The sequence below is a fragment of the Corynebacterium glyciniphilum AJ 3170 genome, assembly GCF_007673095.1.
GTDB lineage: Bacteria > Actinomycetota > Actinomycetes > Mycobacteriales > Mycobacteriaceae > Corynebacterium.
This window is the reverse complement of record NZ_VDYZ01000001.1, coordinates 381,857-407,100: the sequence shown is the minus strand read 5'-3', so window position 1 is coordinate 407,100 and position 25,244 is coordinate 381,857. Positions and strand designations below refer to the sequence as shown.

At 66.3% G+C, this 25,244-nt stretch carries 24 protein-coding genes and 1 tRNA gene; 15 read left to right on the top strand and 10 right to left on the bottom strand.

What is annotated here, in order from left to right; all coding sequences use genetic code 11:
• Window positions 1-30 precede the first annotated feature (30 nt).
• The 11 genes from steA (at window position 31) to FS507_RS01885 (ending at window position 11,955) form a co-directional block, all read left to right on the top strand.
• Window positions 31-1,209, top strand: coding sequence for a putative cytokinetic ring protein SteA (gene steA / locus FS507_RS01935; RefSeq protein ID WP_145941118.1), 1,179 nt, complete (start codon window positions 31-33; stop codon window positions 1,207-1,209).
• Window positions 1,209-2,123 carry a copper transporter gene (locus FS507_RS01930; RefSeq protein WP_145941117.1) on the top strand — a complete coding sequence of 305 codons (915 nt, stop codon included), beginning with the start codon at window positions 1,209-1,211 and terminating at the stop codon, window positions 2,121-2,123. The genes steA and FS507_RS01930 overlap by 1 nt, the downstream gene beginning before the upstream one ends.
• Window positions 2,124-2,185: 62 nt before the next feature.
• Window positions 2,186-3,847, top strand: coding sequence for a CTP synthase (locus FS507_RS01925; protein WP_145941116.1), 1,662 nt, complete (start codon window positions 2,186-2,188; stop codon window positions 3,845-3,847).
• Window positions 3,848-3,911: 64 nt separating this feature from the next.
• Window positions 3,912-4,523, top strand: a complete 612-nt coding sequence (locus tag FS507_RS01920; protein WP_145941180.1) for an NUDIX hydrolase — start codon at window positions 3,912-3,914, stop codon at window positions 4,521-4,523.
• Window positions 4,513-5,469 carry a site-specific tyrosine recombinase XerD gene (locus FS507_RS01915; RefSeq protein WP_145941115.1) on the top strand — a complete coding sequence of 319 codons (957 nt, stop codon included), beginning with the start codon at window positions 4,513-4,515 and terminating at the stop codon, window positions 5,467-5,469. The genes FS507_RS01920 and FS507_RS01915 overlap by 11 nt, the downstream gene beginning before the upstream one ends.
• Window positions 5,470-5,571: 102 nt before the next feature.
• A complete protein-coding gene (locus FS507_RS01910) occupies window positions 5,572-6,438 on the top strand; it encodes a ParA family protein (RefSeq protein WP_145941179.1) in 867 nt (288 codons plus the stop codon).
• A gap of 2 nt (window positions 6,439-6,440) precedes the next feature.
• Complete coding sequence (locus tag FS507_RS01905; RefSeq protein ID WP_260853105.1) at window positions 6,441-7,274, top strand: segregation and condensation protein A; 834 nt, start codon at window positions 6,441-6,443, stop codon at window positions 7,272-7,274.
• A 46-nt stretch (window positions 7,275-7,320) separates the two neighbouring features.
• Window positions 7,321-7,878, top strand: a complete 558-nt coding sequence (scpB, locus tag FS507_RS01900; protein ID WP_145941114.1) for an SMC-Scp complex subunit ScpB — start codon at window positions 7,321-7,323, stop codon at window positions 7,876-7,878.
• Between the two features lie 74 nt (window positions 7,879-7,952).
• A complete protein-coding gene (locus FS507_RS01895; protein ID WP_145941113.1) occupies window positions 7,953-8,867 on the top strand; it encodes a pseudouridine synthase in 915 nt (304 codons plus the stop codon).
• Window positions 8,867-11,209, top strand: coding sequence for a bifunctional cytidylate kinase/GTPase Der (gene der, locus FS507_RS01890; protein WP_145941112.1), 2,343 nt, complete (start codon window positions 8,867-8,869; stop codon window positions 11,207-11,209). Before FS507_RS01895 ends, der begins: the two co-directional genes overlap by 1 nt.
• Before the next feature lie 89 nt (window positions 11,210-11,298).
• A complete protein-coding gene (locus FS507_RS01885; protein WP_145941111.1) occupies window positions 11,299-11,955 on the top strand; it encodes a DUF4395 domain-containing protein in 657 nt (218 codons plus the stop codon).
• A 55-nt stretch (window positions 11,956-12,010) separates the two neighbouring features.
• Here the strand turns inward: FS507_RS01885 and FS507_RS01880 are convergent, their stop codons facing one another.
• The 5 genes from FS507_RS01880 to FS507_RS01860 form a co-directional block, all read right to left on the bottom strand.
• Window positions 12,011-12,745, bottom strand: coding sequence for a superoxide dismutase family protein (locus FS507_RS01880; RefSeq protein ID WP_260853104.1), 735 nt, complete (start codon window positions 12,743-12,745; stop codon window positions 12,011-12,013).
• A 98-nt stretch (window positions 12,746-12,843) separates the two neighbouring features.
• On the bottom strand, window positions 12,844-13,029 hold the full coding sequence (locus FS507_RS01875; protein ID WP_145941109.1) for a PspC domain-containing protein: 186 nt from the start codon (window positions 13,027-13,029) through the stop codon (window positions 12,844-12,846).
• A 119-nt stretch (window positions 13,030-13,148) separates the two neighbouring features.
• Window positions 13,149-13,222: transfer RNA gene (locus FS507_RS01870), tRNA-Pro, on the bottom strand.
• A 102-nt stretch (window positions 13,223-13,324) separates the two neighbouring features.
• Window positions 13,325-13,828 carry a ribonuclease E activity regulator RraA gene (rraA, locus tag FS507_RS01865; RefSeq protein WP_145941108.1) on the bottom strand — a complete coding sequence of 168 codons (504 nt, stop codon included), beginning with the start codon at window positions 13,826-13,828 and terminating at the stop codon, window positions 13,325-13,327.
• 27 nt (window positions 13,829-13,855) lie between these two features.
• Window positions 13,856-14,695, bottom strand: a complete 840-nt coding sequence (locus tag FS507_RS01860) for an alpha/beta hydrolase family protein (protein WP_260853103.1) — start codon at window positions 14,693-14,695, stop codon at window positions 13,856-13,858.
• A 137-nt stretch (window positions 14,696-14,832) separates the two neighbouring features.
• On the opposite strand from FS507_RS01860, the gene secA2 reads away from it, so the two are divergent.
• From secA2 to FS507_RS01840, 4 genes are all read left to right on the top strand, one after another.
• Complete coding sequence (secA2, locus tag FS507_RS01855) at window positions 14,833-17,277, top strand: accessory Sec system translocase SecA2 (protein WP_145941107.1); 2,445 nt, start codon at window positions 14,833-14,835, stop codon at window positions 17,275-17,277.
• 156 nt (window positions 17,278-17,433) lie between these two features.
• Entirely contained in the window at window positions 17,434-17,868 is a 435-nt protein-coding gene (gene odhI / locus FS507_RS01850) for an oxoglutarate dehydrogenase inhibitor Odhl (RefSeq protein ID WP_075816070.1), read from the top strand.
• A 71-nt stretch (window positions 17,869-17,939) separates the two neighbouring features.
• Window positions 17,940-18,680 (top strand): transcriptional regulator FtsR, encoded by a 741-nt coding sequence (ftsR, locus tag FS507_RS01845; RefSeq protein ID WP_075816069.1) that lies wholly within the window; start codon window positions 17,940-17,942, stop codon window positions 18,678-18,680.
• Window positions 18,681-19,012: 332 nt separating this feature from the next.
• On the top strand, window positions 19,013-19,582 hold the full coding sequence (locus FS507_RS01840) for a MerR family transcriptional regulator (protein ID WP_145941176.1): 570 nt from the start codon (window positions 19,013-19,015) through the stop codon (window positions 19,580-19,582).
• On the opposite strand, the gene FS507_RS01835 is transcribed toward FS507_RS01840, so the two are convergent.
• From FS507_RS01835 to FS507_RS01815, 5 genes are read right to left on the bottom strand one after another with little or no spacing between them, the layout of a single operon-like run.
• The gene (locus FS507_RS01835) at window positions 19,579-20,436 is read right to left on the bottom strand and encodes a hypothetical protein (RefSeq protein ID WP_145941106.1); all 858 of its coding nucleotides are present in this window, start codon (window positions 20,434-20,436) and stop codon (window positions 19,579-19,581) included. The genes FS507_RS01840 and FS507_RS01835 overlap by 4 nt on opposite strands.
• Window positions 20,414-21,388 carry a 3-methyladenine DNA glycosylase gene (locus tag FS507_RS01830; protein ID WP_260853102.1) on the bottom strand — a complete coding sequence of 325 codons (975 nt, stop codon included), beginning with the start codon at window positions 21,386-21,388 and terminating at the stop codon, window positions 20,414-20,416. Before FS507_RS01830 ends, FS507_RS01835 begins: the two co-directional genes overlap by 23 nt.
• The gene (locus FS507_RS01825) at window positions 21,378-22,439 is read right to left on the bottom strand and encodes a hemolysin family protein (RefSeq protein ID WP_145941175.1); all 1,062 of its coding nucleotides are present in this window, start codon (window positions 22,437-22,439) and stop codon (window positions 21,378-21,380) included. Before FS507_RS01825 ends, FS507_RS01830 begins: the two co-directional genes overlap by 11 nt.
• Window positions 22,439-23,824, bottom strand: coding sequence for a hemolysin family protein (locus tag FS507_RS01820; protein WP_145941105.1), 1,386 nt, complete (start codon window positions 23,822-23,824; stop codon window positions 22,439-22,441). Before FS507_RS01820 ends, FS507_RS01825 begins: the two co-directional genes overlap by 1 nt.
• A 7-nt stretch (window positions 23,825-23,831) precedes the next feature.
• Window positions 23,832-24,974 (bottom strand): DEAD/DEAH box helicase, encoded by a 1,143-nt coding sequence (locus FS507_RS01815; protein WP_145941174.1) that lies wholly within the window; start codon window positions 24,972-24,974, stop codon window positions 23,832-23,834.
• Between the last annotated feature and the right edge of the window lie 270 nt (window positions 24,975-25,244).

The window sequence follows — 25,244 nt, the reverse complement described above, 5'->3', positions numbered from 1 at the left end:
TACCCCGCACCGACGGGGCCAACCGCCACAATGGTCTCCATGATCTTCTCCCGTACTGACACCCCCGGCATCCACGGCCACACCCGGGACTGCACCGGGACGAACGGCACCGGCCGATTGTCCGAGGGCGATATCGTCGTCATCGACCAGCCGGACATCGGCCGTGCGCTCGCCCAGAAGTTCATCGACGCCAAGGTGGCCGCCGTGGTCAACACCGCGACGTTCTCCACCGGCAACGTACCGAACTTCGGGCCGCAGATGATGCTGGACGCCGGTATCGTCCTGGTCGACAACGCCGACCCGACGCTGACGGAGCGGTTGAAGAACGGGCGGAAGGGGCGCCTGCACGAGGGCAAGATACTCTACGGCGACCGCTCCATCGGCAAGGGAGTGATCCTCGACGAGGACACCGCTGTCACCAGGTTCGACGAGGCACGTGAGACCCTGGCTGACCATATGGAGGCATTCACCGGGAACACCGCCGAGTTCGTCCGTACGGAGGCTCCGTTGTTCATCGACGGACTCGGGATCCCCGAGGTCGGCGTGGACATGGACGACCGCAAGGTCCTGGTGGTCAGTCCGGACCCCGCCATCGACGACAAGATCAAGTCGTTGCGCTACTTCATCCGGGAGTATGAGCCGGTGATCATCGCCGTCGACGGTGCCGCGGACACGGTGCTGAAGCACGGTTACCGGCCGCGTGTGATCGTCGGTGACCCTGAGGTCATCAGCAATGACGCGCTGAACTCCGGCGCCACCATCGTCCTGCCCGCGGAACCCGACGGGCACGCGGCCGGTCTGGAGCGCATCCAGGACCTGGGCGTCGGTGCGATGACGTTCCCGGCGGCCACCTCCGACTCCACCGACCTGGCCCTGCTGCTGGCCGACTACAAGGGTGCGTCGATGGTGGTGAACCTCGGGCCGATCCTGGACCTGGACCGGATCTTCGACACGGCGCAGTCACCGGACACGCCCTCGGCGATGCTCTCCCGCCTGCGGGTCGGTGGCCGCCTGGTCGACTCCACGGCCGTCGCGGAACTCTACCGGGTCTCCCGTAGCGGCGGCGGATGGTGGTGGGCCCTGGTCGGCGTGCTGTTGGCCGTCGTGGTGATCGTCCTGATCGCCGGATTCAGCGGCTCGGGCAGCTTCGCCGACAATCTGGTCGACACGTGGAACAACATCGCCCTCCGATTCCAGGACCTGTTCTGATGGGGGCCGGTAAGACGACGGGGGTCGTGGCCCTCGGTATCGCTGTCGGCACCGCACTGGGCTTCTATGTTCTGGCGCCGAACGTGGAGGGCGGGCCCACTGCCGTCGATTCTGAGGCTCAGTCCCGTCTGGCGGAGGAAACTGACCGCGCCGACCTGGAGTCGGCCGAGGGCGAGGTGTCGGACGCCGTGCTCTCCGGGCTGGCGGCCGATGCGGTGGGCGATGATCTCGCGGACCGTTCCGTCCTGGTCATGGCGACCTCCGACGCGGACGACGAGGCAGTGGACGAGGTGCGCGATCTGATCGGTGACGCCGGCGGGGAAGACGCCGGGACACTGCGCTTCGATCCGTCGTTCACCTCGCCGGAATCGGGGGATGAGCTCAAGTCGCTCGCGGCCGGAAGCCTGCCGACCGGGGCATCCCTGTCTGAAGACCGGCTCGACCCCGGTTACCACGTCGGTGAGTTGCTCGGCCAGTCACTGAGCGGTGGGCGGGGTGCCGCGAGTGCGTCAGACCGGGCGGTGGTGCTTGGTGCACTGGGCAACGCGGGCTTCTTCGCCGACGGTCAGGATGACCTGTCACCGGCGGACGCCGTCGTGGTGGTGACCGGAGGAGCGTCCGAGGGTGACGGTGACGGCAACTACTCCACCCGTTTCGTCGCCGACCTGGCCTCCGCCCTGGACGCGACGACAGGTGGTGTCGTCCTGGCCGGTGAACACGGGTCGGCGGAGCGAGACGGTGCCATCGGCCTCGTCAGAGGCGACAACGACGCGACCGAGAACGTCAGCACCGTGGACAACGTGACCACCGTCGCCGGGCGTATCACCGTCGTCCGTGCGGTCGCCGGACAGCTCGACGGCGACGCGGGTGCCTACGGTTCGGCGTCGAACGCCGCGGCGCCGACAGTGGAGTAGCCACCGACGTCTGTTAGACTGAAGCCCCGTAGGTTTTAACAGTTCCAACCACGGGAGTCGATGTGTCTCAGGGCCGCAGCGAGCAGCACACCAAGTTTATTTTCGTCACCGGCGGCGTCGTCTCGTCGCTCGGTAAGGGGCTGACGGCCGCCAGCCTGGGCCAGCTGCTCGTCGCACGGGGGCTCACGGTCACCATGCAGAAGCTGGATCCGTACCTCAACGTCGATCCGGGCACCATGAACCCGTTCGAGCACGGTGAGGTGTTCGTCACCGACGACGGCGCCGAGACCGACCTGGACCTCGGACACTACGAGCGTTTCCTCGACCGCAACCTCACCCAGAACGCCAACGTCACCACCGGCAAGGTGTACTCCACCGTCATCGCCAAGGAACGGCGTGGAGAGTTTCTGGGGAAGACCGTCCAGGTCATCCCGCACATCACCGACGAGATCAAGTCCCGCATCCTGGCGCAGGCACTGCCGGACGCCAACGGCGTCAAACCGGACGTGGTCATCTCCGAGATCGGCGGCACCGTCGGCGACATCGAGTCCCAGCCCTTCCTCGAGGCCGCCCGGCAGGTCCGTCACGAGGTGGGACGGGAGAACATCTTCTTCATCCACGTCTCCCTGGTGCCGTACCTGGCTCCGTCAGGTGAGCTGAAGACCAAGCCCACCCAGCATTCAGTGGCCGAACTGCGCAGTATCGGTATCATCCCGGACTCCATCGTGCTGCGGTGCGACCGGGAGGTTCCTGAGGGGCTGAAGTCGAAGATCGCTATGATGACCGACGTGGAAGAAGAGGGTGTGGTCTCCTGCGCCGACGCCGCCTCGATCTACGACATCCCGCGGGTGCTCTACCGGGAGCACCTGGACTCGTTCCTGATCCGTAAACTCAATCTGCCTTTCCGCGACGTGGACTGGACGGTCTGGGGCGGGCTGCTCGACCGGGTTCACGCCCCGTCGGGCGAAGTCACGGTGGGGCTGGTCGGCAAGTACGTCGATCTCCCGGACGCCTACCTGTCGGTCGCCGAGGCCATCAGGGCCGGTGCCTTCGGTGAACAGGTCACGGCGAAGGTGCGGTGGGTCGCAGCTGATGACTGTGCCACCCCGGAGGGCGCCGCCACAGCGCTCAGGGGCGTCGACGCCGTCGTGGTGCCCGGCGGGTTCGGTATCCGCGGTATCGAGGGCAAGATCGGCGCGGTGACCCACTGCCGCGAGAACCTCATCCCCATGCTCGGCATCTGCCTGGGTCTGCAGTGCACGGTCATCGAGGCGGCCCGCCACGCGGGTATCGCCGATGCCTCGTCCACCGAGTTCGACGAGAACACCCCCTCGCCGGTGATCTCGACGATGGCCGAGCAGAAAGCGGCGGTGTCCGGGGAGGCGGATCTCGGCGGCACCATGCGTCTGGGTGCGTACCCGGCCGTCCTGTCCGAGGGCAGTGTGGTGGCCGGGGCCTACGGCGAGACCGAGGTCTCCGAGCGGCACCGCCACCGTTACGAGGTCAACAACGCCTACCGTGACGAGATCGCCGACAAGTCCGACCTCGTTTTCTCGGGGACGTCGCCCGACGGCACCCTCGTTGAATTCGTCGAGTACCCCGCGTCAGTGCACCCCTACCTGGTGGCGACGCAGGCACATCCGGAGTACAAGTCGCGTCCGACGCGTCCGCACCCGTTGTTCAGCGGGCTGATCCGCGCAGCGGTCCAGCGGCAGGGCAAGTAGGGGAGAGTGGACCACCGTGGAGTACCGCACACTGTCCAGTGAACTCCTGGTGGATGCGCCGGTCATGGCGGTCCGTCGCGACCGGATAACCAGCGCGACCGGCGACGTGGTGCGCGAAATCGTCGAACATTTCAGCGCCGTGGCCGTCGTGGCCGTCCGCGGGGCGGAGACGGGGCCGGACCGCGAGGTGATGCTCGTCCGACAGTACCGGCGTCCGGTGGACCGGTACCTCTGGGAGTTGCCCGCCGGGCTGCTTGACGTGGCGGGAGAGGCCCCTCTGGACGCGGCGCGCCGCGAACTTGCTGAAGAGGCGGGCCTGGCGGCCGACCGGTGGCATCTGCTCGGTGACGTGTGTTCGTCACCGGGGGTCAGCGAGGAGATGTGCCGCATCTTCCTCGCCGAAGACGTCCGGTCTGCCACACCGGACGATCCGGGGGCGGGGGAGCAGGCACTCGGTGAAGAAGCGGACATGACCTCCCGCTGGCTCCCGGTCGAGGAAGCGGTGGGCTGGGTCAGAGACGGCCGTATCGAGAACGCGACCGCCGTGGCGGGGCTACTGCATCTCCATGCCGGAACACGCCGGGATGTCTCCGAGCCGTTCCTCTACCGGTCCGGTCTCGCGGCACGACGCGCGGCAGGACGCCCGCCCGGGACGGACATGAAGCATGTCCGGTGACGGACCCGCGGAGATTCCGGAGGCCGACCGCCGTCGTGCCCGGGCGTGGATGCGCCATCTCCGTGCCGAGCGGGGGCGCAGCGCCAATACGTTGAGCAACTACGCGCGGGACATCGAGCGTTACCTGACATGGCTGTCCGGGGAGGGTCGGGACATGACCACCGTGGAGACCACGGACGTCGAGCGCTTCATCGTCGACCTGCGTCGAGGATGCGCGGTAACGGGGGGCCGTCCTCTGGCCCAGACCTCGGTCGCCAGGATTCTCAGCGCGGTCCGGGGGCTCCACAAATTCACCGCCACGGAGTCCGGGCTGCCGGACGTCGTCGCCGAGATCCCCCTGTCGCCGGGGCGCCGGGACCTGCCGAAGGCCTTGACCACTGACGAGGTCCTCCGTCTCATCGAGGCCTGCCCGTCCGGCGAGGGGGCTGGTGCACTGGACCTGCGCGACCGCGCGCTGGTGGAACTGCTGTATTCCACGGGTGCCCGGATCAGTGAAGCCACTGACCTTGACCGTGATGACGTCGACCGTAACAACGGTCTGCTCCGTGTCCGGGGAAAGGGCGGCAAGGAACGTATCCTGCCCGTCGGTGCCCCGGCGTTGGACGCGCTCGACGCCTACCTCACGAGGGCACGTCCGGCGCTGGCCCAGCGCAGTCGTCACGGGAGGGACGCCGCGGCCCTGCTGCTCACGTCGCGGGGAGGACGGCTGTCCCGGCAGGCCGGGTACAAGATCGTCTCGTCTGCCGCCGAGCGTGCCGGGATCGGGGATATCTCGCCCCACAGCCTGCGACACAGTTTCGCCACCCATCTGCTCACCGGTGGAGCGGATGTCCGTGTCGTCCAGGAACTGCTCGGGCACTCCAGTGTGTCCACAACGCAGATCTACACCAAAGTCACCCCCGCCCTGCTTCGGGAAACCTGGGCGGAGTCACATCCCCGTGCGTGATAATCTGAACCATGTGATTTGTTCATCGCAGTGGCGTCACGCACCGTCTCCGGAAAAGCCGGGGAAGAACGCCAATGAATCAAGGAAGGGAGCTTGACGGAGATGGCTCGTTCATCGGAAGGCCTGTTCGACAAGCCCCAGCTGGGCCTCACCGGTCGCCCGCTGCGTGAGATCCCCCGTCCCGCTGCCCTTGACCGGCATGGACCGGCGACGGTGATCGCGATGTGCAATCAGAAGGGCGGTGTCGGGAAGACGACCTCGACCATCAACATGGGGGCCGCCCTGGCCTCCTACGGCCGCAGGGTCCTCCTGGTGGACCTGGACCCCCAGGGCGCACTGTCCGCCGGGCTCGGGATCGACCACGAAGAACTCGACGTGACGGTCTACAACCTGCTCGTCGACAACTCGGCGACGATCCACGAGGCGCTCCACCACAGCCCGGTCGAGGGGCTCGACGTCGTCCCCGCCAACATCGACCTGTCCGCCGCCGAGATCCAGCTCGTCAACGAAGTCGGGCGGGAGCAGGCGCTGGCCCGTGCGCTCCACCCGGTGATGAACGACTACGACTACGTCATCGTCGACTGCCAGCCGTCCCTCGGCCTGCTCACCGTCAACGCGCTGAGCTGTGCTGACAGCGTGATTATCCCGATGGAGTGCGAGTACTTCTCCCTCCGGGGGCTGGCGCTGCTCACCGACACCGTCGAGAAGGTGCGCGACCGGCTGAATTTCCGGCTGGAGGTCACCGGCATCCTGGTGACGATGTTCGACAGGCGTACCAACCATTCCCGCGAGGTGATGGAGCGGGTGGTCGAGGTATTCGGTGACAAGGTCTTCGACACCGTGATCACCCGTACCGTCCGGTTCCCGGAGACCTCGGTGGCCGGTGAACCGATCACCTCGTGGGCTCCGAGCTCAGACGGCGCCAAGCAGTATCTTGACCTCGCGGCCGAGGTCGTCGAGAGGACCTGACGGTGACCGCTGCCGTGGACGAGGCCGCTCCGGTACCGGTCGAGCAACCCGAACTGACCGGGTTCCGGGTCGCCCTCGCCAACTTCGACGGCCCTTTCGACCTGCTGCTGCAGCTGATCCATTCGCACAAGATGGATGTCACCGACGTCGCACTGGCGACCGTGACTGATGAGTTCATCTTGTACACGCGCACTCTCACCGGCAGCGTCGATGACCTCGATGAGGTGACCGAGTTCCTCGTCGTCGCGGCGACGCTGCTGGATCTCAAGGCTGCACGTCTCGTCCCGCGGGGAGAGGTGGAGAACGAGGAGGACCTCGCCCTGCTGGAGTCACGTGACCTCCTGTTCGCCCGTCTGCTGCAGTACCGGGCCTACAAGTCCGTGGCGGGACTCTTCGCCGAATGGCAGAGGGACGCCGACCGCAGTTACCCGGTCCAACTGTCCCCGGAGGAACAGTTCACCGAACTGATGCCGCCGGTGGAACTGGGGATGACCGCCGAACAGTTCGCCGAACGCGCGGCTGCAGTCTTCCGTCCGGCACCCTCGGAGGTGTCGACGACACATCTGCACGCCCAACAGGTGTCCGTTCCGGAGCAGGCGGGGCACATCCTGTCGACGTTACGTGTCGCCGGTGCGGAGACCTGGGTCAGTTTCAGCACACTGATCTCCGACTGCGACGTGTCGATGAAAGTCGTGGGACGTTTCCTGGCATTGTTGGAGCTCTACAAGGCCCGCGCGGTAGGAATCGAACAACCTGTCCCTCTGGAGGAGATGACCGTGGCGTGGACCGGCCTCGACGTCGACCCGGCCGTGGTCGCCGCAAGTAACTGGGACTGAAGACAACGAAGACAACACTGAATACAACACAGGGAGGGTGAACGCCGTGGAACCGGTCAGTATCCTGCGGAGCCGACTGGAGTCACTCCTGCTGGTCGCCGACGAACCAACCGCGCCCGCGGATTTCGCCCGCGTCCTGGAGGCATCCGAAACGCATGTTGCTGAGGCACTCGTGGAGATCGCCACCGAGTTCTCGGACCGCGGCATGGGTTTCGAACTGCGCGAACGGGACGGATTGTGGCGTCTGTACACACGGCGTGAGAACTCCGCCACCGTGGAGGCGAAGATCCTCGACGGTGCTCAGCAGCGGTTGTCGCGCGCCGCCCTGGAGACCCTCGCGGTGGTTGCCTACCGGCAGCCGGTCACCCGGTCCCAGGTGGCGGGGGTGCGAGGAGTGAACTGTGACGGTGTCATGCGCACACTCACCTTGCGCGGGCTGATCGCCGAGGTCGGGGTGACCGGCGAGGTCGGTGGAGCGCACCTGTACGCGACCACGGATCTTTTCCTCGAACAGCTCGGCATCGACTCGCTGGAGGCGTTGCCGAACCTGGCGCCGCTGCTGCCGGACGTCGACAGTATCGACGCCGCGGACCAGACCGACTAACTGTTGTCCGGCAGAGGGGTTACACTGGTCAACTGACATAACTGAACACCCTCGACTGATTGATGAGGACCTTCGTGAACACCCCCGCTCGCCGAGACGGCACACCGGAACAGGATCCAGGCAAGACCCCTGCCGACCGGTACGTGTCCAATGCACGACCTGCACGCCGGCAACACGTCCCCGACCGTAAGCCGCCGGAGTCCGGCTCCTCCGGAAAAATCCCCACGGGCGGTAAGAAAGACGGCGGCCAGGGCGACAAGTCCGTGAGACTGCAGAAAGTCCTCGCCGCCGCAGGCGTGGCCTCCCGTCGGATGAGCGAGAAGCTTATCGAGGCGGGCCGCGTCGACGTCAACGGTCAGACCGTGACCCAGCAGGGGATCCGTGTCGACCCTGACCAGGACGTGATCCGTGTCGACGGCACCCGGGTCATCGTCGACGAGAACCTCGTCACCTACGCGCTGAACAAACCGCGTGGATTCCAGTCCACGATGAGCGACGACATGGGTCGACCGTGTATCGGCGACCTCGTCGGTGAGCGCGTCGCCGCAGGACAGCGGCTCTTCCACGTCGGACGGCTCGACGCCGCCACCGAAGGACTCCTCCTGGTCACCAATGACGGTGAACTCGCCAACCGCCTGATGCACCCGCGATACGAGGTGTCGAAGACCTACCTGGCCACTGTTCTCGGGGAAGCGGACCGACGCCTGATCCACCAGCTGAAGAACGGCATCGACCTGGACGACGGCATCGCCCGCGCCGACTACGTGCAGATCATCGACGTCTGGCAGGGGAAGTCCCTGATCAAGCTGGAGATCCATGAAGGGCGCAAGCACATCGTGCGCCGCATGCTCAAAGAAGCCGGCTTCCCTGTCCAGGCCCTGGTGCGGACGAAGGTCCACACAGTGCAGCTCGGGGAGCAGAAGCCCGGTACATTGCGCGCTTTGAATCGTTCCGAGCTGACCAGTCTCTACAACGCGGTGCAGCTCTGATGACCAACGAAAGGAACGACGTGACTGACGTGACCGACCTCAGCAGGGTCGACAACATCGCCGGCGGTGGCTTCATCGTCGCCGTGGACGGGCCGTCCGGCACCGGAAAATCCACGGTCAGCCGCCTGCTCGCCCGTGCTGCGGACGCGAAGTACCTCGATACCGGGGCAATGTACCGGGTCGCGACCCTGCACGTCCTGCGTGCCGGGATTGACCCGGACAACACGGAGGCCGTGGCGGCGGCCACCGCCGACCTTCCGTTGCTCGTCAACGAGGATCCTGCGTCGACGGAGGTCCTGCTCGACGGCGAGGACGTGTCCGCCGAGATCCGGGGTCCGGAGGTGACCGCCCACGTCTCCGCGGTGTCGGCGATTCCGGAGGTCCGGGAGAACCTGGTGGCCTTGCAGCGGTCGCTGGCCCTGCGTGCGGGCCGGTGCGTCGTCGAGGGGCGCGACATCGGTACCGCCGTATTCCCCGAGGTCCCCTGCAAGGTGTTCATGACCGCCAGCGCCGAGGTCCGCGCCCGCCGCCGCTACGTCCAGGATGTAGCTGCAGGACGGGATGCTGACTTCGACGCGGTGCTGGCTGATGTCGAGCGACGTGACGCCGCCGATTCGTCCCGCGCCGTGTCCCCGCTGCGTCCGGCAGAGGACGCCACGGTGCTCGACACCGGCGACCTGGACGTCGACGAGGTACTTGCCGAGCTGACCCGCCTGGCGGCGGAGTCCGCGGCCCGTCCGGCCCAGCTCGATGATGCCGGCAACAGTACAGCGGGCGGGGAGACGCTGGTCTTCCGGACGAATGAGGGCGAGGTGCTCGACGACTCCGCGATCGACGACGGTCCGGAGTCGGAGGAGGACTTCTTCGAGGAGTATGACGAGAGCGACTTCAGTGATGTGAGTGGCCCGGCCACCGACCCCGAGTTCGCCGACTTCGACCTGTTGAGCGCGGACGCGGACGACACCGACTGGGATGCGGTGGAGGAGGCCTTCGGGGTTCTCGGCGACGACCGTGCTGAACAGGAGGCCCTGTGCACCGTCGCAGTCGTGGGACGGCCGAATGTCGGGAAGTCGACGCTGGTCAACCGGTTCATCGGCCGTCGCGAGGCCGTCGTCGAGGATTTCCCCGGCGTCACCCGTGACCGCATCTCCTACCTCGGGGACTGGAACGGCCGTCGTTACTGGGTCCAGGACACCGGTGGCTGGGACCCGGACGCCAAGGGGATCCACGGTGCCATCGCCCGTCAGGCGGAGACCGCGATGGCCACCGCCGACGTCATCGTCTTCGTCGTCGACACCAAGGTCGGTATCACCTCCACGGACGAGCTCATCGCCCGCCGGCTGCAGCGTTCCGAGATCCCGGTGGTGCTCGTGTCGAACAAGTTCGACTCCGACTCCCAGTACGGTGACATGGCGGAATTTTGGTCGCTCGGCCTGGGCAACCCGTTCCCGGTGTCGGCCCAGCACGGCCGTGGCGCAGCTGACGTGCTCGACGAGGTGCTGGCACAGTTCCCGGACACCCCGCGACAGACGTCGGTGATCTCCGGACCACGCCGCGTGGCGCTGGTGGGGCGTCCCAACGTCGGCAAGTCCTCGCTGCTGAACAAGATCACCGGTGAAGAGCGTTCCGTGGTGGACAACGTCGCCGGAACGACCGTCGACCCCGTGGATTCCGTGGTCGAGCTCAATGAGCGCAGCTGGCGCTTTGTCGACACGGCCGGTATCCGGAAGAAGACCAAGACTGCACGGGGTCATGAGTTCTACGCCTCCCTGCGGACCCGCGCGGCGATCGACTCCTCGGAGGTGGCGATCTTCCTCGTCGACGCATCCGAGCCGATCGCGGAACAGGATCAGCGGGTGCTGCGCATGATCCTGGATTCAGGCAGGGCCCTGGTCATCGCCTACAACAAGTGGGACATGGTCGATGAAGAGCGCCGTGACGAGCTTGAGCGTGAGATCGACCAACAGCTGGCACACGTGCCGTGGGCACGCCGGGTGAACATCTCAGCCAAGACCGGCCGGGCACTGCAGAAGCTGGAGCCGGCGATGATCGAGGCACTGGAGAGCTGGGACCTGCGTATCCCGACCGGTCAGTTGAACACCTGGCTGCGGGCGGTGATCGCGCAGACGCCGCCGCCGATGCGGGGTGGGCGACTGCCACGGGTACTCTTCGCCACCCAGGCGTCGTCGGAGCCGCCGGTGATCGTGCTGTTCACCACCGGTTTCCTGGAACACGGCTACCGACGCTTCCTGGAACGCCGTCTCCGCGAATCCTTCGGCTTCGAGGGCTCGCCGGTCCGTATCGCAGTACGGGTGAGAGAGAAGCGGGGCCGCAAGAAGTAGGCCGAGCAGGGCGCATCTCCCCGGGATTTGTTGCAGGGGTGAGCGGAACCATGGTGTTCGGCGGGCCGCGGGAGTAGCTTCGTGGAGTCATGGGCGACGATGCAGCAGGTACACCACCGGACCGGTTCAGCGAGCAGATCGCGGAGCTGGGACGGGAGCGCCCGGCCTTTGTCGCAGGGAAAGTCAGGCCGGTGCGGTCGGAGGTCCCGCCAACCGGCCCCAGCACCCTGTGGTGGTTTCCGCCGGTGGTGAACGACCGTGCCGCACGGGCCACCGCGATGCTGGTGGTGGCCCTGACTGTGGTCACGGTGGCGCTCTCGCGATCGGGACTCACCGTTGCAGCGATGGTGGCGGGAACACTCCTGGTCGTCGGCTTCCTTTCACGGGTCCTCGCGGGCCCCCGTTTCGATCCGTTCGGACAGCTGTCGGTCAGGTGGCTGGCTCAGCGGATGTTCGGGCCGCCGGTGCTCGTCGCGGGGGCACCGAAGCGTTTCGCCCAGATGATAGGGCTGTTGTTCTCCGGGACGGCACTGGGACTGCGGGTCGCGGGGCTGACCGGGGCATCGGACATCGTCCTGCTTCTGCTCGTCGCGGCGGCGTCGCTGGAGGGGTTCATGGGTGTCTGCCTGGGGTGCCTGCTCTTCGCCCGTCTGCAGCAGTGGGGAGTAGTTCCCGGCGACATACGCGCGGATTGCGCGGTCCGGCCCGCAACCCCCACCTCTGCGCCCCGGTCTACTGCCACGTGAGCCGTGCATACCGGCACATTGTGCGGCGGAGATGTCGAGGGCAGCAGATCAGGGGTCAGGCGGCCTCGAAGACGCCGCAGGCCTGGCGACCGCCCGCATCACCGGTGGAGAGTGTGTCCTCGTCCAGGCCGTCGGGGGCGTACCGCTCGGGTATGTTGCCGTAGTTGTCGGGGTCCTCATGGACGATGAGCGCTGAACCGTCGTCGTCGAGGAGGTCAGAATCCTCGATCCGGTCGGTGGTGACGGTCATGCGACCTTCCCCGTTCTCATTGACGAGGAGTGCGGGGAGATCGCCTCCATGATCGGGGTGGTCATGCCCGTCTGCGCCCAGGTGGCCTCCGGCGGAGAGGAAGTCACCCGTTTCAGGATCGTCGGAATCATCGTCGGGGGCGGTGCTGTCAGGTTCACAGACTCCGACGGCATGCACGTGCATGCCGTACATCCCTGGTTCCAGCCCGGAGAATGAGACGGACAGTTCGGTGGTTCCGGCGTCGTCCCCGTCCGGTGCGGAGATCTCCGCGGTCCCCACCTCGTCGCCGTCAGCGTTCGCGACCGCGGCAGTAGCAATGGCATCGGAGCCGTTGGAGTCATCGGAGCCAGCTGTCTCCGATGTGTCGGTACCGGTTGCGGCGGCAGCATCTGTCGATGAGTCGTCGTTGCCGTCGGTGGAGCAGGCGGACAGGACGAGGAGACTCGCCGCGCCGAGGGCGATGACACTCCGGCGGTGTTTTCCTGCCCGTGTGGGGGTGGTGGCGTCTGCTGCAGGTGAATCGGAACTGATGGTGAACACGGCGTCCTCTCGAACAGATAGGGAACGGTTGTGGTGTTCTCCCCGAGGGTACCGAATCCCGCTGCGTCGGACAGTCGACCGCGGGAGATTCATCGCATCTACCGCGAGGGACTCGGCATCACTATCCAGGCGACGAAGTAGAATATCGCCTGCGGCCCAGGGAAGACGAAGGACAGGATGAACAGGAGTCGGACGGTGTTCGGGGACCAGCCGAGCCAGTCGGCGATACCGCCGCAGACCCCTGCGAAGACCCGGTGGTTGGGGGAGCGTTCAAGTCTGGACATGTACTCCAGGCTACCCCTCAGAGACGTTGTTGACGCCGGGCCCAACCGGAAATCGAGCCCCGTTAACCCCCATCGAGCGTGAATGCAGAAAACCCACCCCCGGAGGGGTGGGTTGAACGTCGGACTGACAGGATTTGAACCTGCGACCCCTACACCCCCAGTGTAGTGCGCTGCCAAACTGCGCCACAGTCCGTCGGCCCATCGCTGGACCTCGCATAGATTACAACACCGATATTCATGTTCGCCAATCGCCTGCTCGGCGGTGGTTTGCGAACGGAGAACATCGGCTCCGGGGCTACGGGGAGGGGGATACGGGTGTCTCGGTCACGACAATCCCGTCTGCGTCGGCGTAGGCGATGTGACCGGGCACAAAGTCGACACCGCCGAAGCTCACGGTAGTGTCCCGCTCGCCGACACCGTCCTTGGCAGACTTGCGGGGATTGGTACCGAGCGCCTTACAACCGAACTCCATGCCACCGACAGCGGCGGAATCCCGGATCGCGCCGTTGATGATCACTCCTGCCCAGCCGTGGTCGACTCCGAACTCTGCGATCATGTCGCCCATCAGGGCGGTGTGGACGGACGCGTCCCCGTCGACGACGAGGACTCCACCGGGGTTGTCCTCCTGGAGGATCTTCTTGACCAGACCGTTGTCCTGGAAGCAGCGCACCGTGGTGATCGGTCCACAGAAATCGGTGTGCCCGCCGAGGTCGCGGAACTGTGTGTCGCAGCTCCGGACGTCCTGGCCGATGACGTCGACAAGATCAGCGGTGGGGATGAAGGTGATGTCGTTGCTCATGGTGAGTCAGCCTAGCGTGGTGCACCGTCACGGGTGACGGATGTACCGTTCCGCCCACGTCGCGATCATCTGCCCCGCGCGTTGGGCGGAACCCCGCCAGGTGAGCAGATGGTCGGCGTCGTCGAGGCTTATGATGTTCTTCGGCCAGTGGGCGGCCTCGAAGATCCGGGTGGCCTCGGACACGGGGACCGTCTGGTCGGTCGGGGAGTGCAGTACCAGTAGGGGCGTCCTGACTGCTGCAATATCGTCGGCGATCCCGTCGGGCTCCGAGACGACGGCGAGGTCGCTGAGGAACGAATGCGAGATCGGTATGTCGCGTTCGGCGAGGTGGACAGTGCGGACCTCGCCGGGACGGATGTCGGCGCAGGAGGCCTGCAGTGAGCGGGCGGCGGACGCGGGGCGGAACGGTGCTCCGATGGTCGCGACGGCATCGAGAGACGTAATATGTCGCGCCGCACGGAGTGCTACGGCACCGCCGAGAGAGTGCCCGGCGAGGAGGGAGGGAGCTGCGAGCCGTTCCTCCAGCCAGGCTGCCGCTGCCCGAAGGTCGGCGACGTTGCTGGAGAAGGTGGTCTCTGCGAAGTCGCCCTGCGAGTCACCGAGGCCGGGGAAGTCGAAGCGTAGGCAGGCGATACCGGCCCGGGCAAGGGCCTTCGAGACGCGGAACGCTGCGGGGACCTTCCGGTTGCATGTAAAGCAATGCACAAAGACGGCGACGGGCACACCGGACGCGCGGAACTCCTCGGGGGAGAGCTCCCGGGCATCACCGGGAAGGTCAACTGTTCCGGTGATCACCGGCGCGGTCCGGCCATCCGTCTCGCCTCCGTGGAACTGGACGTCGACGGAGGTCACGCTTCGGGAAGTCACCCACACCAGAGTAGTCCAGGTTGGCTGTCGGCCACGGGGTCGGGCGTGGCGGTGTCCGCTCGGCGCGACGACGACTATCCTTGCAACCGAAGCGTGTGAAAACACGACCCCAATTCACGAAGTGTGCGGAGGCGAGGATGGCCGGATTCGGCTGGTTCTGGAAGGCCATGGGTTCGTCGGCGACGGCGAACCAGAAGAAGTCGAAGACCATCGTGTCTGAGGCTGCCAAAGCCGTCGACCGGCTCGCTCAGGCCTCGGACACGGAAGTGGTCGACATCGCCCGTTCCTGTGTGACCGCCGGTGAAGTCCCGTCGATCGACGATGCACCGTTGCTGTTGGCCGCGGTGCGGGAGGCGGCCGAGCGGACCATCGGCATGCGCCCGTTCGACGTGCAGTTGCAGGGGACGTTGCGCATGTTGGTCGGCGACGTCGTCGAGATGGCCACCGGCGAGGGCAAGACGTTGACCGGTGCGATGACGGCCGTCGGCTACGGGCTCCAGGGGCGCAAGGTGCACCTGATCACGGTCAACTCCTTCCTCGCCGGTCGTGACGACCAGTGGATGGGGCCGCTGCTCGACTTCTTCGGGCTGACCCACGGGGCCATCGCCGAGGAGTACGGGTCCGACGAACGGCGTGAGATCTACTCCCGCGACGTGGTTTTCGGCGCGGTCAACGAAATGGGCTTCGACGTCCTGCGTGACCAGTTGATCACCCGTCGTGTCGACGCTGTGCGTGCGGCAGCGGATGTGGCGATCATCGATGAGGCGGATTCGGTGATGGTCGACGAGGCCCTGGTTCCTCTGGTCCTGGCGGGTTCGGAGCCGGGCCCGGCGCCGACGGGCAGGATCACTGACCTGGTGCGCAGGATGGAGGAGAACCGGCACTTCACGGTCTCCGGGGACCGCCGCAACGTCTTCCTCACGGACTCGGGCGCCCGGTTCGTGGAGAGGGGGTTGGAGATCGACTCTCTCTACGGCTCCCTGGAGCCGTCCGGGCCGTCCGGGCCGTCCGGGGCCACAGCTTCTGCCGATGCCTCGGACATTGCGGACACGCCCGGTCCGGCAGAACCTGGAGACTCGGCAGCCCCCGTGGTGGAGGAGTCGGACGCACTCGTCTCCGAGGACCCGGGCACGCTGCTGTCCCAGGTGAACGTGGCGCTGCACGCGCAGCACCTGCTGACCCGCGACGTGCATTACATCGTGCGGGACGGGAAGGTTGCACTCATCGACGGTTCGAGGGGCAGGGTAGCCGAACTGCAACGGTGGCCGGACGGGCTGCAGGCTGCGGTGGAGGCTAAGGAAGGCCTCCAGGTGACGGACGGGGGTCGCATCCTCGACCAGATCACTGTACAGGCACTGCTGGGCCTGTATCCCCGCAAGTGCGGCATGACCGGTACCGCCGTCGCCGCCAGTGACCAGCTCCGTCAGTTCTACGACCTGTCGGTCAGCGTGATTGACCCGAATGTGCCGACCCGGCGGTTCGATGAGGCCGACCGCGTCTACACCACCGAGGAGCAGCGGGACGATGCCGCTGTGGACCACATCGTCGAGGTGCACGGTAGCGGCCAGCCCGTGCTGGTCGGAACCCAGGACATCGCGGAGTCGGAGCGGGTGGCGGAGGCACTGGCCGGTCGGGGCGTGGAGTGCTCCGTGCTCAACGCGAAGAACCATGAGGCGGAGGCCGGTATCGTCGCCGAGGCGGGTCGGGCGGGGCATGTCACCGTGTCGACCCAGATGGCCGGCCGCGGAACGGACATCCGGCTGGGTGGACGTGACGAGGAGGACCACGACCACGTGGTCGAGCTCGGTGGCCTGCATGTCGTCGGTGTCGGACGCTTCCGGTCCCAACGTCTGGACAACCAGTTGCGCGGTCGTGCGGGGCGTCAGGGTGATCCGGGATCCTCGGTGTTCTTCGTCTCGCTGGAGGACGACGTGGTCAATACCGGGGGCGCAGGTGAAGAGCTCCGGGCGGAGCCGGGGGAGGACGGACGCCTGGAGCAGCGCAAGGTTCTCCAGTTCATCGACCACTGCCAGCGGGTCGCTGAGGGACAGATGCTGGATATCCACGCCACCACCTGGAAATACAACAAGCTCATCAACGACCAGCGGGAGATCGTGAACGCCCGCAGGAGCAAGGTGCTCGACACGGACACCGCCTGGCAGGACCTCAGCTACCACGACGTGGAGAAAGCCGGGCGACTGCAGGCTGAAGGCATCCCCCAGGACGTCCTCGAGCAGGCGGCCCGCGAGATCATGCTGTACCACCTGGACCACGAGTGGAGCGAGCATCTGGCGTATCTCGACGACATCCGTGAGTCGATTCACCTGCGTGCCATCGCCAGGGAAAGTCCGATCGACGAATTCCACCGGATGTCCATCGCTGCGTTCGGTGAGCTCGCCGAGCGTGCCGTGGCACGGGCACGGGAGACCTTCAGTGAAGCCGAGATCACCTTCGACGGGGTGGATCTGGCTGGTCAGGGACTACACAAGCCCAGCGCAACCTGGACCTACATGGTCAACGACAACCCGCTGTCGAGCTCCGGCGGCAGCGTCGTCGGGTCGATCGCCGCGATGTTCCGCTGACGTTTCGGCGAGGCTTTCCACCGAGCCTCAGGGCCGCCGGGTAGTATGGTGGAAACGGCTTGCGGACCTCATGTCCGCTTTCCTCATCGGCTCCTGCCGCGACCTGCGGTCGGGGCCCATGGTCACAACGCAACAGATTCCAGGAGGAACTGAAACATGAGCGACAACACCGGGATCCCGGAAGCATCGGTCGAGACGACCTCGGTCTTCCGTGCTGACCTCCTCAAGGAGATGGAGACCGGTGCGCAGTCCGAGTCCGCACCTGCTGGTGTGGAGGGTCTCCCGTCGGGTTCTGCGCTCCTCGTGGTCAAGCGTGGTCCGAACGCCGGTTCACGGTTCCTGCTCGACCAGGACACGACTGCGGCCGGCCGCCACCCTGACAGCGACATCTTCCTCGACGACGTGACGGTCTCGCGTCGCCACGCCGAGTTCCGTCGCAACGGTGAGGAGTACGAGGTGGTGGACGTGGGAAGTCTCAACGGCACCTACGTCAACCGGGAGCCGAAGAACTCCGCAGTGCTCAGCAACGGGGACGAGATTCAGATCGGCAAGTTCCGTCTGGTCTTCCTCAACGGCACCAAGGACGCCTGAGGTTCGACCTCCTGTAGTATCGCCTCTGTCAAGACCATGTCACCGGACCCGCATCCGATGTGAGGAGTACCGTGTCAGCGAATGCCGCCGCAGCAGGGCAGCCCCAGCCTGAGTCCCGACCCGCGACAGGGCGGGTTCTGCCCACCTCGTCCATCGGGGACGTTCTCAAGCAGCTTCAGGCTGACTTCCCTGATGTGTCGGTGTCGAAGATTCGCTTCCTTGAGGCGGAGGGCCTTGTCACCCCGCAGCGCAGCAAGTCGGGGTACCGGCGTTTCTCTCCTGAGGACATCTCCCGGCTGCGCTATATCCTGGCCAATCAGCGCGACAGCTTCCTGCCGCTGAAGGTGATCAAGGAACAGCTCGAGGCCATGGACTCGGGCAAGGTGACCCCGGTCGACGCGCGACGGTCCGTTGCGGGCACCGTCACCCCCGAACAGTTCCGACAGGCCACCGTCCGACGTCTGACCCGTGCCGACGTGGCGTCCCGGGCGGGAGTCGAGGATTCATTCATCGCCGCACTGGTGAAGATCTCCCTGATCACACCGGATGCTGCCGGTTTCTTCTCCGTGGACGACGTCGACGTTGTCCGTATCGCGGCGAAGATGGGGGAGCACGGGATCGACAACCGTCACCTCAAGACGTTGGCGACGCAGGCCCAGCGACAGGCGGACCTGGTGAACCAGGTTGCCGGTCCTGTGGCCCACGGCCGCGACGAGAACGCCCGGGAGCGGTCCGCCGAGCTCAGCCGCGAGGTCAGTGCACTGGTTGTCTCGCTGCACGCTGCACTGATCAAGGGGAAGCTCCCGCGTTGACGCCCCGTACCCGGGCCTGCTGAACTGCCCGTGGCCCCGACCATCTGTGACCGGTCGGGGCCCTGTCTTTTCTGATTCCCTTCTGAACGACACGCGTGTTGTTACAGCCCTGTCGTCTCATCCGTCGTGTTAGCATTACCCTCGACCTCAAGTTGAGGGTCAGGGATGAGAGCGTGGCCCGTGTGACCGTTTGCGGTTGCAGGTTGACTCCACGGTCATCCCGTCTAGTCTTGAGAGCAGTGAATCACAGGTGTGCAAGCAGACACGCCGAACAGAGGAGAATCAGCATGGAGCGGAGCGACTCCCGGGATGTTCCCGGTAAAGACACGGGCATGACCCCTGATGCTGTCGACGCTGCCCAGTCGCCGCAGCAGGACACCTTGTTCGACGTCGACGGTCCTGACCAGGAGGTCGGTTACCGGGTGACGATCGCCTGCCAGGTCGCCGGGATCACCTACCGGCAGCTCGACTACTGGGCCCGCACCAAACTGGTCCAGCCCTCGATCCGGACCGCCCACGGCTCCGGATCACAGCGGCTCTACTCGTTCCGTGACATCCTCGTCCTGAAGATCGTCAAGGGGTTGCTCGACACCGGGATCTCCCTGCAGAACATCCGTCGGGCAGTGGACAAGCTGGGTAACCTCGGAGTCGATGATCTCGCGGGGATTACCCTGGTCTCCGACGGCAAGACCGTCTACGAATGCCGGTCTGCTGAGGAGGTCATCGACCTTCTCGCCGGCGGCCAAGGCGTGTTCGGCATCGCCGTCCCGGGGCTGATGAAGGAACTCAGCGGTACGATCACGGCATTCCCCTCCGAACCCGCGGAACCGGTCGTGCAGCCGGATACGGCGTTCAACCCGTCCGACGAGCTCGCCGCCCGTCGCCGCCGGAAGTCGTCTTAGCCGTTCTCTCCGTCCGGTCCGCCCAGCGGGAGCCCCGCTAATACCCCCGCGGTCCGGGCCAGCCACGGTGAGGCAGGTTGAGGGGTGACCGTCTCTGAGCCGTCTGCCCAGGCAGCGAAGTCCGCCGCTGCGCGGGCTGACTCCTCGTCGACGGCAGGGGAAGATCCGAAGGCGACGAGCGGGAACACGACCTCACCCACGGTGTGAACCTCGCCTGTGTCCGCTGCCGCTCCGTCCAGCAGGTCCGCAGAGGTCAACATCGGAAGATTCTGCTCGCGCGCGCTCTGCAGCGAGGGGCCTGCCCCCGCAGCGTTCGCGTCGACCTCTCGCCCGACTGCCTCAGCGGCGAGCGCAGACACCATCGACTCCGGGCCGGTCGGCGACACGGCCGCTGAAGGATCCGGGTCCCCGCCCACAGGGACGTAGTGCACGAGATCATCGGTGCCCACGATGCCGACCGTGTCCGGCGCACCCGACAGTCCGGGGACGAATCCGGTTCCAGCGGGGATCCACACGGGTGCGACGCCCGGGTCCACGCGGCGGTAGGCCTCAGTCGCCTCCGCAGTCGACGTGATCTCCACGACGGCAGTCACACACCGGTCACGGACCACCGGCTCCTCAGCGTTGTACCGTTCGGCGAGCGACTGTGCGATGTCTGCTGCGGCCGGGTCGGCCCACACGGTGAGACGTTGCTCGCCGTCAATACAGGATGCGGCTGAGTTGTCGTCACCCTGCCGTCCGGCGAGGACGAACCACCCCACCACGACGGCAATCACCAGTATCAGGGCGACAAGGGCTGCCCAGACCCACCCCGCCACCCTGAGCCGGGACTCACCCGCGCTGTGCCGTGCCATTGCCGTTCTCCAAGTCGTTGTCGGATCCGTCGGTCGCGTCGACCGGCGGTACAGAGCGGAAGAAGTCGTCGATCAGGTCGACCAGGGACCGACGCAGTACCTGCCCCCGCGCCGCAAAATCCCGCTGTCGTCGAACATACTCCGCACGGCCCTCCGCGGTCTCCACGGCGACTGGCGCGAAGCCCCAGGCACTCAGGTCGTACGGGCTGGCCTCCATGTCGGTACGGCGGACGTCACATGCCAACCGGAACGTGTCGAGCCAGAGCTCCCCGGGGACCAGCGGTCCGAGTTTCGTCGCCCACTTGTACAGGTCCATGGTGGCGTGCAGGCAGCCCGGCTGTTCCATCTCGGCCTGGGTCGCCCTGGTCGGGTGCAGGGTGTTCCGGGGGACCGCCTCATCGGTGAAGAAGCGGAACGCGTCGATGTGGGTGCACCGCAGTGTGTTGTTCTCGACGACCCTGTCGGTGCCGTCAGCACCGAGTCTGAGCGGCTCCGGGTGGCGTGGTGTGTCACGGTAGACCATCGCCCACTCGTGCATACCGAAACAGCTGAAGCGAGGGGTGTGCTCCAACGTGGCGGCGAGCAGGCGTCGGATATAGCGGAAGCTGTGGCCCCGCTTCGCCATGAGGGAGCGGGCGTCGAGTTCCCACAGGGGTGTGCCCCGGTCGCCCTGAAACTCCCGGAGACTACCGGTGGTCCCCGGTCGGTCGCCGGTGTCGGCGACGAGCGAGACGCCGAAGCCGGGGTTCCACCGGCCCAGCTTCCCCGGCGTGACCGGATAATACGAAAACATGAAGTCCCAGACGGGGTGACGTTCGCCCCGGGAGCGGCGCTCGCGGTGACCGGCAGTGAGCTGGTCGACGTAACTGCGGTGGGTCGCTTCCCGGTGCCGCCACTGCGCCGGGGAGAGGACCGTGCCAGACGTGATGCCAGACGTGGTGTCAGTCGTCATGGGTCCAGTCCCTCACGGTTCCGACGAGTTCCTCGATGACGTCTTCCAGGGTGATCACCCCGACCACGGTACCGCCGTCGGAGATCTGCGCCATGTGTGAGCTCGTCCTGCGCAGTTCCTTCATCGCGTGGTCGAAGTTCACTCCACCTTCGACGGTGATCAGCGTGCGGATGTCATGGGCGTCGACGAGCTGGTCCGGGCCGGTCGCCGGGTCCAGGAGATTGTCGAGGACGTCCTTGACGTGGATGTACCCGAGGTAGTTCCCGGACGGTCCGGCGACCGGGAAGCGCGAGTACCCGGTGCCGGAGACGGCTTCCTCGACCTGTCCCACCGTGATCCGCCCGGTGTCGGCGTCGACCGGGATGGTGTGGACCTCCGACCGGGGGATCATCACCTCACTGAGGGTGCGCTTCGAGGAGTTCAGGGCCTTCGACAGGCGGGTGGCCTCCGAGGGCCCGATCAGTCCCTCGGACCGGGATTCCGCGATCATCTGCGAGAGCTCGGAGGGGGAGACGGTCGAGTCCAGCTCATCCTTCTGCTCCACCCCGAACAGCTTCAGGGTGATCCTGGCGATCCAGTTGAGGAACACCATGACCGGGTGCACCAGGCGGCAGAACAGCAGGTGCGGGGCGACCAGGACCGTCGCGACCGTCTCCGGGCCGGCGAGCGCGATGTTCTTCGGGACCATCTCGCCGAGAATGATGTGCAGGATGGTGACGATCAGCAGGGAGATCGCGAACGAGACCGGGTGGAGAAGATTCTCCGGGAGCCCGGCCGCGTGGAACGGGGCTTCGATGAGGTGTGCGATCGCGGGCTCGCCGACTTTACCGAGGAGCACCGAGGCGACGGTGATCCCGAACTGGGCACCGGCGAGCATGATCGTGAGGTGCTCGATCGCGTAGAGAACCTTGCCTGCACGGCGGTTCCCGGCGGCGATCATGTTCTCCAGCCGGTCACGACGTGACGAGATCAGGGAGAACTCCACCCCCACGAAGTAGGCGTTGAGTCCCAGGAGGAGAACAGCGAGGGCGATAGCCCAGAGGTCATTCATCATGAGTCACCGTCCTCGGTCACGACGTGGGTGTCTGGGACCGGTCGGAGCTGGACCCGGTCGATCCGGCGGTTGTCCATGGACACCACGGTGGCTTCCCACCGGACGGGGTTCCCGTCGGTGACGCGCTCCACGAGGTCGCGCTCGCTCCGGGGGAGCAGGACACGGTCGCCCTCGGCGGGAATGCGGCCGAGTGTCGACATCACCAGGCCGCCCAGCGTCTCATAGGGGCCGTCCGGGGCTGCGTAACCGCAGGCGTCCTCCAGTTCGTCGCAGCGCACCAGGCCGGAGAGGTCCCAGAACTGCCCGCTGCGCTGGACCTCGGAGTCCGTCCGGTCGTCGTGTTCGTCCCAGACCTCGCCGAGAATCTCCTCGACGACATCCTCGATGGACACGATGCCGGCTGTTCCGCCGTACTCGTCGACCACGAGGACGAGCTGGGAGCCGGCGGACCGGACGAGGTTGAGCACGGCGTCGCCGCCGAGGCTCGTGGGCACGGTGGGAACGCGGCGTGCGAGGTCCCGGACCGGGGTCGACGCCCGCTCAGCCGCAGGAATGGTGAGTGCATCCTTGACGTGGACGACCCCGATCGTCTCATCGAGGTCGCCGTTGACCACCGGGAAGCGGGAATGCCCGGACTCGTGCGCCTCACGGATGAGGTCGAGCGCGGTATCCGTGGTCTCCAGGGTGTCCACGGTGGACCGTGGTGTCATGAAGTCCTCTGCGCTGGCGTCACCGAACTTGAGGGAGCGGTCGAGGATGCGCACCTTGGACTGGTCGAATCCCTCGGCACCGGAGGAGTGGCGGACCAGGGCGGAGAGTTCCTGCGGTGAGCGCGCCGAGGCCAGTTCGTCGGCAGGTTCGATGCCGAACCGCCGTACGATCACGTTGGCGGTGTTGTTCATCAGCTGGATGAAGCGGTGGAATACGGTGTTGAAGATCCACACCGGCCGCGTCAGGAGGCGCGCCACCTGCAGGGGATTGGCGATGGCGAGGTTCTTCGGGACCAGTTCGCCGAAGACCATGGACAGGATCGTGGCGATGATCAGGCTGAGGATCAGGGCGACAGACGTCGACGCGGACGCCCCCAGCCCGACGAGTTCGAGCGCCGGGGTGAAGAACCTGGCGAGAATGGGTTCAGCGAGGTAACCGGTTGCCAGAGTGGTGACGGTGATGCCCAGCTGTGACCCCGACAGCATGAAGCTGAGGTCGCTGTGGGCACGCTTGACCATCTTCGACGCGGCGTCACCGCGTGCGGCGATGTCATCCTCGATGGTCGAACGCTCCAGGCTGGTCGTGGAGAACTCGACGGCGACGAAGAGGCCGGTACCGGCGGTCAACAACACGAAGCCCGCCAGGCCCAGGATGCTGAGCAGGATGTCCATCCCAGTCCTACCTGTCCAGCCCCAGCTCGCCGAGGTAAGCGGTGACGCCGTGACGGTCCAGCACCCATTCAGTGGGGCTGACCCCTGCCTTCCGCATCATCTGCTCGGTGTCCCGGCGGGTGTCGGCGGTGGTGAGAGTCAGGACGGTGCCTGCCTCGCCGGCCCGTGCGGTGCGGCCCGCACGGTGGACATACGCCTTGTGCTCTGCCGGCGGGTCGATGTGCACGACCAGGTCGACACCCTTGATGTCGATCCCACGGGCCGCGATGTCCGTGGCGACGAGGACGGTGGCACGGCCGTCGGAGAACTCCTCGATGGCCCGGGTACGTGCGCCCTGCCCCTTGTTGCCGTGGATTCCTACTGCAGGAACACCATCACGGACAAGCTTCTTCACTTGACGGTCGACCGTGTGTTTGGTGCGCATGAACATGATCGTGCGCGTCGAGGCTCGGCCGAGCTGCAGGACGACGTCGTTCCGGGCGGGTTTGTCGTCCACGACCCCGAGGAAGTGCGACATGGTGTCGACCTTGGCCCGGACCTCCCCGGTGGAGTGGGTGATCGGGTCATTCATGTACCGCTGGACGAGCACCTTGATGTCTCCGTCCAGAGTGGCGGAGAAGAACAGGTGCTGGGCGTCGGCGGGGATGTGGTCGACGAGACGGCGGACCTGGGGCAGGAACCCCATGTCCGCCATCTGGTCGGCCTCGTCGAGGGCGACGATCTCGACCTGGGTCAGATCGAGTGCCTTCTGACGGATGAGATCTTCTGCCCGTCCCGGGGTGGCGACCAGAATATCGACCGGCCGGGCCAGGGCGGTGAGGTTGCGCTTGATGTTCACACCACCGACGACCTCGATGATGCGTTGTCCGACGGACTCGGCCAGGGGGCGGAGACGTCCGGCGACCTGCTGGGCCAGTTCGCGCGTCGGAACCAGGATCAGGGCCCGCGGCTTACCGGGTCGGGATGCCCCGCCGGTGAGCCGGGCGATGACCGGGAGACCGAAGGTGAAGGTCTTCCCGGAGCCGGTCGGGCCGCGTCCCAGGACGTCCTTGCCCGCCAGTCCGTCCGGGATGGCCGCGGCCTGGATAGGGAACGGGTGTTTCAGGCCCTGGGCTGCAAGCTCCTTGACGACGGGATCAGGTAGCCCCATGTCGGCGAAGAGCACCGACGTGTCCACACCGGCGGCGGGTTCGGTGGGGACGGCAACCTCGGTCACCCGGGGTTGGCGCTTCTCCTGCTGGATGTGAGGTTCCTGGGGTCGACGCTGTGGGCGCTGACGGTTGTTCTTGTGCTGCGGACGGTTGCCCTGTTTCTGGGGTGCACGGCGCCCCTGGTTCGAGCGCTGGCCGGTGTCGGACGAACCGTTGGCGGACGAGCCCGCCGTGGGTTTGCCTGCACGGTTTCCCGCACGGCTGCCTCG